Here is a 7,877-nt window from a genome sequence, read left to right as displayed (position 1 = left end):
CAAGGATAAAAAGGAGTATGTAGTGATTTTCTGCCATCAGGAGCTGATCAGCGAGGTGGACTATTTAACCGCAGGAGGCTATGCCTCCTACGGAAAGACCATTGTATTTTCAGAGGAATGTCCGGAAGGAATCTGCTTACAGTATTGACATTGGCACAGGAAGGAACCTGTGGAAAGGAGACGTCATGCAGACAAGGGAAAGTCTGGCTGGATATCCGGAAATAACGGATGGCCAGTTACAGGAAGCGTATGAAAGGGCTGTGCTTTTGGTGCGGGAAAATCTGCCGGAGTTTATTCGGAAATTTCCGGCCTCCAACAGTCAGCATAATTTTTATCTCCCCGGGGAAAACGTGGAGTGGACTACCGGCTTTTGGACCGGAGAGATTTGGCTTGCTTATGAGGCGCTGCGACAGAAGGCGCCGGAGGACGCCAGGCTTTTAAGAATCGCGGGAGGGATACAGGTAGAAAGCTTTTCAGACAGAATCCAGCAAAGGATCGACGTGGATCATCACGATATGGGGTTTCTTTATTCCCCCTCCTGTGTGGCTGCCTGGAAGCTGACAGGCGATAAGACGGCAAAAGAAGCGGCTGTTGCGGCGGCTGACCAGCTGCTTACCCGTTTCCAGGAGAAGGGACAGTTTTTTCAGGCATGGGGAGAGCTGGGGGCCAGGGACAATTACAGACTGATTATCGACTGTCTGCTGAATATGCCGCTGCTTTTCTGGGCCTCCAGAGTGACAAAAGATCCCGTCTATGGGGAAAAGGCCAAGGCTCATATTCAAACGGCCATGCGCTGTATCATTCGTCCCGATCACTCCACCTATCACACATACTTTTTTGACCCGGATACGGGAAAGCCTCTGAGGGGAGTGACACATCAGGGAAACCGGGATGGCTCCGCCTGGGCAAGAGGACAGGCCTGGGGCATATATGGGTCTGCCTTGAGCTACAGACAGCTGCGAAGCCAGGAATATATTGAAATTTTCCGAAAGGTGACAGACTATTTTCTGGCGCATCTGCCCTCTGATCTGATCCCCTACTGGGATTTTGACTTTGACGACGGCAGCAGCGAGCCCAGAGACTCTTCTGCAGCGGCTATTGCAGCCTGCGGCATGCTGGAGATGGCCAAATACCTGGAGCAGCCCGAGGCGGCCTATTACACAAGGACGGCCAGACAGCTTCTGGCGGCGCTCTGGGAACGGTGTGCAGTGCGTTCCAGAGAGGAATCCAATGGACTTTTGCTGCATGGCACCTATGCAAGGGGCACAGCACATAATCCTTGTACGGATAGAGGAGTGGATGAATGCAATACCTGGGGAGACTATTTTTATCTGGAGGGACTCACCAGACTGATAAAGGATTGGGAGCCTTATTGGTGATAAAATATATGGGAGGTTTCTATGAAAGCAATCCTGCTGATGTTTGATTCTTTAAACCGGCATTTTCTTCCGAATTACGGATGTGGCTGGACAGTTGCGCCTTCTTTTCGCCGCCTGGCACAGAGAACGCTGACCTTCGACAATTTCTATGCGGGAAGCCTTCCCTGCATGCCTGCCAGACGGGAGCTGCACACAGGACGCTACAATTTTCTGCACACCTCATGGTCCCCCCTTCAGCCCTATGATGATTCTGTAATCCGCAGGCTGAAGGAGGCCGGGATTTACACGCATATCACCACCGACCATTTCCATTACTGGGAGGACGGGGGAAGCTGCTATCTGAGCAAATTTGACAGCTATGAGATGCACCGGGGCCAGCAGGGCGATGCCTGGAAGGGGCAGGTTCCCTGGCCGGAGTATCCAAAGACGCTGTGCCATCGCAGCCACGGAGAAAATTGGAGGCATGACTGGGTCAACCGTTCCTTTTTGAAGACGGAGGAGCAGATGCCCCAGACCCAGACCATGGACAGCGGGCTGGATTTTATACGGCGAAATGCCCAATATGATAATTGGTTTCTGCAGATTGAAATTTTTGATCCCCATGAGCCCTTTTTCACACAGGATAGTTATAAAAAGCTATATCCTCACCACTATGAGGGAAAGAATCTTGACTGGCCTGATTATGGGAAAAATGAATATGGTGAGGAAGCCACCCGCCATGTGCGGTATGAGTATGCCGCCCTTTTGAGCATGTGCGACTACAGCCTGGGCAGATTGCTTGACCAGATGGATGCCCTTAATCTGTGGGAGGATACCATGCTCATTGTGTGCACCGACCATGGCTTTATGCTGGGCGAAAAGGAGTGGATGGGGAAAAATATTCAGCCCATGTATCAGGAGCTGGTGCACCTGCCCTTCTTTGTCTATGATCCCCGATATCCGTATGCAAAGGACGAGCGGAGAAAAGCGCTGGCTCAGACGGTAGACATTGTTCCCACGCTGGCGGAGTTTTTTGGAATTGAGGGGCCGGGATTCATGGACGGCAGGAGCCTGACGCCTGCTATCAGGCAGGATATTCCTATTCGGGAAACAGCTCTTTTTGGAATTTTCGGAGGTCATGTCAATATCACGGACGGAAGCTATGTGTATATGAGAGCGCCGGTTTCCGAAGCCAATAAGCCGCTTTTTGAGTACACGGATATGCCATGCCACCTGAGAGACCCTTTTACCTTGGAGGAGCTTGGCCAGGCCAGGCTTTTGGATGGATTCCCACACATGAGGGGAGCCAAGGTGATGCAGATCCCCGGGAAAACCAATTTCAGCGCATACAGCTATGGCAGCCGTCTGTATGATTTACAGCAGGATCCCCAGGAGCTTCATCCCATAGAGAACGAGGATGTGGCTGAAAGGCTGAAAAAGGCTATGGTGGGTATGATGCAGGAGAACGAAGCGCCAAGAGAGCAGTATGAGCGGCTGGGGCTGTGAGGAAAGAGAAAACACAAAAAACCAAGGAAAATATATTCTTTTATACTCTTGACAATAATACGAATCCGTACTATTATACATGGTACGGATTCGTATTTTGTGGTTTGCAGAAATTTTTGGAGGAAGCAATGTGAAAAAGGATGAGGATTATTCGGAAGCGATACAGCATCTTGTGAACGCTATCAACAAAATTGATGGAGCCTATTATTTTTGCGCAAAAAGCCTGGGAATCAAGGAGAATACGCTGGCTCTTCTAAGTGCATTGGATGACGGCAGGCCTCACACCCAAAAGCAGATTTCCAAGGACTGGCTGATGCCAAAGACTACCATTAACACGGTGGTAAAGGAGCTGCTTTCAGAGAATTACATTACACTTTCGCAGGCAGGTCCCACCAGGGAAAAAACCATTCTTCTGACGCAAAAAGGGAGAAATTATTCCGACAGCATTATGGGAGAGATGAAGCTTGCAGAGAAACAGGCGCTGGAAAAGACGCTTCGAACTTTTTCTCCGGAATTTGTGGATGCCTTCGACTGCTTTGCAGAAAATTTGTGCGATGCATTACAAAAGAGAATCCTGAATGGAAAAGAGAAGAGGAAGGAAATATGAATTCACAGACCTTATTTTCAAAGACTCCGCCCGTAAAGCTTTTTTTTCTGGCATCGCTGCCCGGGGCAGTGGGTATGCTGGCCTCGGCCCTTTATCAGCTTGTGGACGGTATTTTTGTGGGCCGTTTTTTGGGTGACACCGCCTTTGCGGCGCTGAATCTGGCGATGCCCTTTGTGATTATCAATTTTGCCTTGGCCGATCTAATCGGCGTAGGTTCCTCTGTTCCCATCTCCATAAGCCTGGGAAAAAAGAAATATGAGGATGCCAATAATATTTTCACCTGCGCCTGCATTTTGATTGTGGGGATAGGAGCAGTGGTGGGCGCAGTCCTTTATGCTGCAGCGCCCGGGCTTATTCGCCTGATGGGGGCGGAGGGTGATTTTGCGTCTCTTGCCGTGCAGTATCTGCGGGTGTATGCCATCTGCTCCCCGGTGACCACCCTGGTGTTTGCCACGGACAATTATCTGCGCATCTGCGGAAAAATCAACGGCAGCATGGCTTTGAATATTTTTATGTCCGTGCTGAGTGCGGGAGCGGAGTTTGTGTTCCTGTATGTGTTCCGGTGGGGCATATGGGCTGCGGCGCTGGGCACCTGCCTGGGCATGTTTGTCAGTGTGCTGATCGCCCTTGCACCGTTTTTTATGGGGAAAATGCAGCTTCGTTTCTGCAGGCCCCGGTTTTCTGTCCGGATGGTACGGCAGATCATTGCCTGCGGTGCTCCCAACTTTTTAAACAACATCGCGGGCAGGATTACTTCTATACTAATGAATACGGTTTTGGTGCGCCTGGGCGGTGAAACTGCCGTGTCTGTCTACGGTATTTTGATGTATGCGGAAGGATTTATCCAGCCGCTGCTCTATGGTATGTGCGATTCCCTGCAGCCTGCGGTGGGCTATAACCTGGGAGCGGGAAAATACTCCCGTGTCAGGGCCATAGAGAAGTGCTGTTATACCGCCAGCGCTGTGGTATCCCTTTTGTCCATGGCGGTTATTTTTCTGTTTCCGGCTCCCATTGCAGGCTTGTTTACCACGGATAAAAGCGGAGTGCTTATGGACATTGCGGTGACGGCCCTTAGACTGTTTGCCTTTACCTATCTGACAAGATGGTTTTCCTTTGCAACACAGAGCTATATGCTGGCGGTGGAAAAGCCCATACCAGCTTCCCTGATCTCGGTATGCACAGCCCTGGTTTTCCCGGTGCTTCTGATCGTGGTGCTGTGGCCCCTGGGCTTAACAGGCCTTTGGGTGAACTTTGGAGGAACCGCTTTGCTTGCGGCCATTCTTTCTGCCATTGTATTGCTGAGAGAGCGCAGGGATTTGATGCGTCAGGATGCGTGACAATATGGCGTAAGTGATGATATGGCGTAAGCCCACAACTGTAACCGCAAGCCCTCTTGTTTTAGGTGGGACTGGAAAAAAGAATCCTTTCGTGATATAGTAGAGGTGTAACGTCACCTGGAAATCGATTTATGGAGATGATTTGAATGAAAATAGAGCGAGTGGATGACAAAACAGTAAAGTGCTTCCTGTCCAATGAAGAGCTGGAGGAATATGACATTGACTATAAGGATTTTGTACTGCGCAGCGAAAAGGCAAGAGTGGTAGTGCAGGATATTATTGAGCAGGCAGAGGAAGAGGTGGGCTATAAGCCGCCCAAATTTGCTTTTGATCTGCAGATTATGATGCTGCCTGACCAGGGGCTTCTTTTAACCTTTTCAGAGAGGGAGCCTCTGGACTTAAAGGATGGCGAGCAGATCATAGAGTGCCTGAAGGAAATGAAGGAAATTCTGCAAAAGACCCGGGAAAAGGCGGGAGATGTCCGACAGGCGGCAAATGAGGAAAAGGTGTTGCCAGAAAAGCCGGAGCAAAAGAAGAAGGGAAGAAAACAGCCGGCAAATCGTCCGGATTTTGCCCTGTTTCGTTTTGAAAGCCTTCGGGATGTGCTGGAGTATGCAGCAGCGCTGCCTGGAAATCTGCGTTTGGACAGTACTCTTTATGAAATGGAGGACGCTTACTACCTATATTTACATAAGGGTGCGGCTTCTTATGAGCGCTACAGCAGGGCGTGTATTCAGGCCTTGGAGTTTGGAGGCCTTTATGCGGCGGAGATGGATCGGGTTGTGCACCTGCAGGAGCACGGACAGTGTCTCATTGGTGAGAAGGCCCTAAAGAAGCTGCGGCTTGTGTAGGGCGTGTTCCCAAATTGCAAAGCTATGGGTACAGGCGGGAAATGGAGGTAAAAATGAACAATTTTCGTTATCATGCGTATACGGATATTCGTTTTGGAAAAGGCCAGATAGCATGCCTCCCTGAAATTACGGCGCCCTATGGGAAAAGGGTGTTAATGGTTTACGGGGGCGGCAGTATCAAAAGAAACGGCCTCTATGAGAGGGTAAAGGAGCTTTTAAAGGATTTTGAGATATTTGAGCTTTCAGGGGTGGAGCCGAATCCCAAGATTACTTCAGTGAGAAATGGAGCGGCTATCTGCAAAAAGGAAAAAATTGAGGTGGTTTTGGCAGTGGGCGGCGGCAGCACCATCGATGCAGCTAAGGCCATTGCAGCGGCGGCATATTATGACGGAGACGCGTGGGAGCTGGTGACGGATCCGGGCAGGATTGGAAGGGTTCTGCCGATTGTAGCTGTGCTTACCCTGGCGGCAACCGGCTCGGAGATGAATAAAAATGCGGTAATCTCCAATATGGATACCCATGAAAAGCTGGGAACGGCCTCCCATGACTTTATTCCCAAAGCGTCCATCTGTGACCCGGAGTATCTGTATTCTCTCCCGGCGCAGCAGACGGCGGCGGGAACGGCGGATATCATGTCCCATGTTTTTGAGCAGTATTTTCAGAAGGATACAGGAGCCTTTATCTCGGACAGGTTTGCGGAAGGGCTTTTGAAAACCTGCATTCAATATTGTCCGGCGGCACTCCAAAATCCCAGGGATTATGAGGCCCGTGCAAATTTGATGTGGGCCAGTACGCTTGCGTTAAATGGACTGATTGCCTGTGGCAAGGGGGGAGCGTGGACCTGTCACCCCATCGAGCATGAGCTCAGCGCCTTTTACGATATTACCCACGGGGTGGGACTTGCCATTGTGACTCCAAGATGGATGCGGTACATTTTAAATGACGATACCGTGAAAAAATTCTGCGAATATGCCCAAAACGTGTGGGGGATTACGGACGAGGAGCCTTATCGGTGCGCCAACAGGGCCATTGACGCCACGGAAAACTTTTTCAGGGAGTGTGGGATTCCCATGACGCTTTCTGAGCTTGGCATTGATGACTCCAAATTCCAGGTGATGGCTGAGGATGCCGTGAAATTCGGCGGCCTGGAAAAGGCTTATGTTCCCTTGAAGCCCCAGGATGTCATGAATATTCTAAAGGAGTGTCTGTAGGCGTTTCTCTAGCAGACTAAAAGGGCTTTGGCTCTAAAACCTTAAGCATATCCTGTGGAAGTGGAGCTGTAAATTCCATAGGCGCTCCCGTTATGGGATGCGGAAAGCGGAGGCGATAGGAGTGAAGGGCCTGACGGGAGATATATTCCATGTCAGGATTGTACAGATAATCGCCGATCAAGGGAAAGCCCAGATATTTCATATGAACGCGTATCTGATGGGTACGGCCTGTTCCCAGGTGGAGGGAAATCAGGCTGTGCCCGTTTTTTTCCTGTTCCAGGCGATAGTGGGTCAGGGCGGGCTCTCCCTGGTCAAAATCTATTTTCCGCTCCAGCAGCGAGCCTTCCTTGCGCCCTATGGGAGCGGAAATGGTTCCTTCTCTGGGATAGATGCTTCCCCGGACGATGGCCAAATACTCTCTGTAAACTACAGGAAGAGGCGCCGCAGCCCTGGGTTTTTTGGCTTGGCTGCTGTTTGCCCGGGCGTCTTTGATGGAAAGGGATTTGGCTGCTACATAGGAGTTGAGGATTCCGGCGCTGATCATGTGCTTTGCTATGATGGTAAGCCCGGAGGTATCCCGATCCAGGCGGCTGACGCAGCGGAAAATAAAGGGTTTGTTCTGGTCTGCAAAGTACCAGGCCAGGGCATTTGCCAGGGAATTTTGGTAATTGTGCAAGGAAGGATGGGTGGGCATGCCCGCAGGCTTGTTAACAATGAGCAAATCTTCATCCTCATAAACGATGTGAAGGGGAAGCTTCACCGGAAGGATTTTTTCGGAAGAGACTTCCTCCCTGATGCAGATGGTCAGCACATCTTTGTCCCGCAGAGGCTGGTTCATGTGGGCTGGTATTCCGTTTAAGAGTACGCTGTCTGGATTTTTCTTCAGCTGGATCAGATTTTGTGAGGAATAGCCTTTTCCCTTGAGAAAGCCCTTTATGGAAAGGGGATTTTCCAGGGGATGGATATGGTATTCCAAAGTACGGTTCATAGGGGCCTCATTTCTCCAC

At 50.4% G+C, this 7,877-nt stretch carries 7 protein-coding genes; 6 read left to right on the top strand and 1 reads right to left on the bottom strand.

Annotated features, from left to right (window positions below; translation table 11 throughout):
* Positions 1-185 precede the first annotated feature (185 nt).
* The 6 genes from AC1WIP_RS08045 (at position 186) to AC1WIP_RS08020 (ending at position 6,870) form a co-directional block, all read left to right on the top strand.
* Positions 186-1,379 carry a glycoside hydrolase family 88 protein gene (locus AC1WIP_RS08045; protein WP_481141361.1) on the top strand — a complete coding sequence of 398 codons (1,194 nt, stop codon included), beginning with the start codon at positions 186-188 and terminating at the stop codon, positions 1,377-1,379.
* 21 nt (positions 1,380-1,400) lie between these two features.
* Positions 1,401-2,864: a sulfatase gene (locus AC1WIP_RS08040; protein ID WP_481141360.1), complete on the top strand. Its 1,464-nt coding sequence runs from the start codon at positions 1,401-1,403 to the stop codon at positions 2,862-2,864.
* A 130-nt stretch (positions 2,865-2,994) separates the two neighbouring features.
* A complete protein-coding gene (locus AC1WIP_RS08035; protein ID WP_481141359.1) occupies positions 2,995-3,471 on the top strand; it encodes a MarR family transcriptional regulator in 477 nt (158 codons plus the stop codon).
* Positions 3,468-4,808, top strand: a complete 1,341-nt coding sequence (locus tag AC1WIP_RS08030; protein ID WP_481141358.1) for an MATE family efflux transporter — start codon at positions 3,468-3,470, stop codon at positions 4,806-4,808. The genes AC1WIP_RS08035 and AC1WIP_RS08030 overlap by 4 nt, the downstream gene beginning before the upstream one ends.
* 146 nt (positions 4,809-4,954) lie before the next feature.
* Positions 4,955-5,659: an adaptor protein MecA gene (locus tag AC1WIP_RS08025; protein WP_481141357.1), complete on the top strand. Its 705-nt coding sequence runs from the start codon at positions 4,955-4,957 to the stop codon at positions 5,657-5,659.
* Between the two features lie 53 nt (positions 5,660-5,712).
* Entirely contained in the window at positions 5,713-6,870 is a 1,158-nt protein-coding gene (locus AC1WIP_RS08020; RefSeq protein WP_481141356.1) for an iron-containing alcohol dehydrogenase, read from the top strand.
* Positions 6,871-6,886: 16 nt separating this feature from the next.
* Here AC1WIP_RS08020 and AC1WIP_RS08015 read toward each other — a convergent pair whose 3' ends face one another.
* On the bottom strand, positions 6,887-7,858 hold the full coding sequence (locus AC1WIP_RS08015; protein ID WP_481141362.1) for an RluA family pseudouridine synthase: 972 nt from the start codon (positions 7,856-7,858) through the stop codon (positions 6,887-6,889).
* Positions 7,859-7,877: the final 19 nt, after the last annotated feature.

This window comes from Acetatifactor sp. (assembly GCF_982438285.1).
Note: the sequence above shows the minus strand (reverse complement) of the source record. Positions and strands in the feature narration are given on the sequence as shown.

What these genes read in the sequence shown, in the direction of transcription:
- AC1WIP_RS08045 (WP_481141361.1), top strand. Translation starts at nt 186, where the DNA reads ATGCAGACAAGGGAAAGTCTGGCTGGATATCCGGAAATAACGGATGGC.
- AC1WIP_RS08040 (WP_481141360.1), top strand. Translation starts at nt 1,401, where the DNA reads ATGAAAGCAATCCTGCTGATGTTTGATTCTTTAAACCGGCATTTTCTT.
- AC1WIP_RS08030 (WP_481141358.1), top strand. Translation starts at nt 3,468, where the DNA reads ATGAATTCACAGACCTTATTTTCAAAGACTCCGCCCGTAAAGCTTTTT.
- AC1WIP_RS08025 (WP_481141357.1), top strand. Translation starts at nt 4,955, where the DNA reads ATGAAAATAGAGCGAGTGGATGACAAAACAGTAAAGTGCTTCCTGTCC.
- AC1WIP_RS08020 (WP_481141356.1), top strand. Translation starts at nt 5,713, where the DNA reads ATGAACAATTTTCGTTATCATGCGTATACGGATATTCGTTTTGGAAAA.
- AC1WIP_RS08015 (WP_481141362.1), bottom strand. Translation starts at nt 7,858, where the DNA reads ATGAACCGTACTTTGGAATACCATATCCATCCCCTGGAAAATCCCCTT.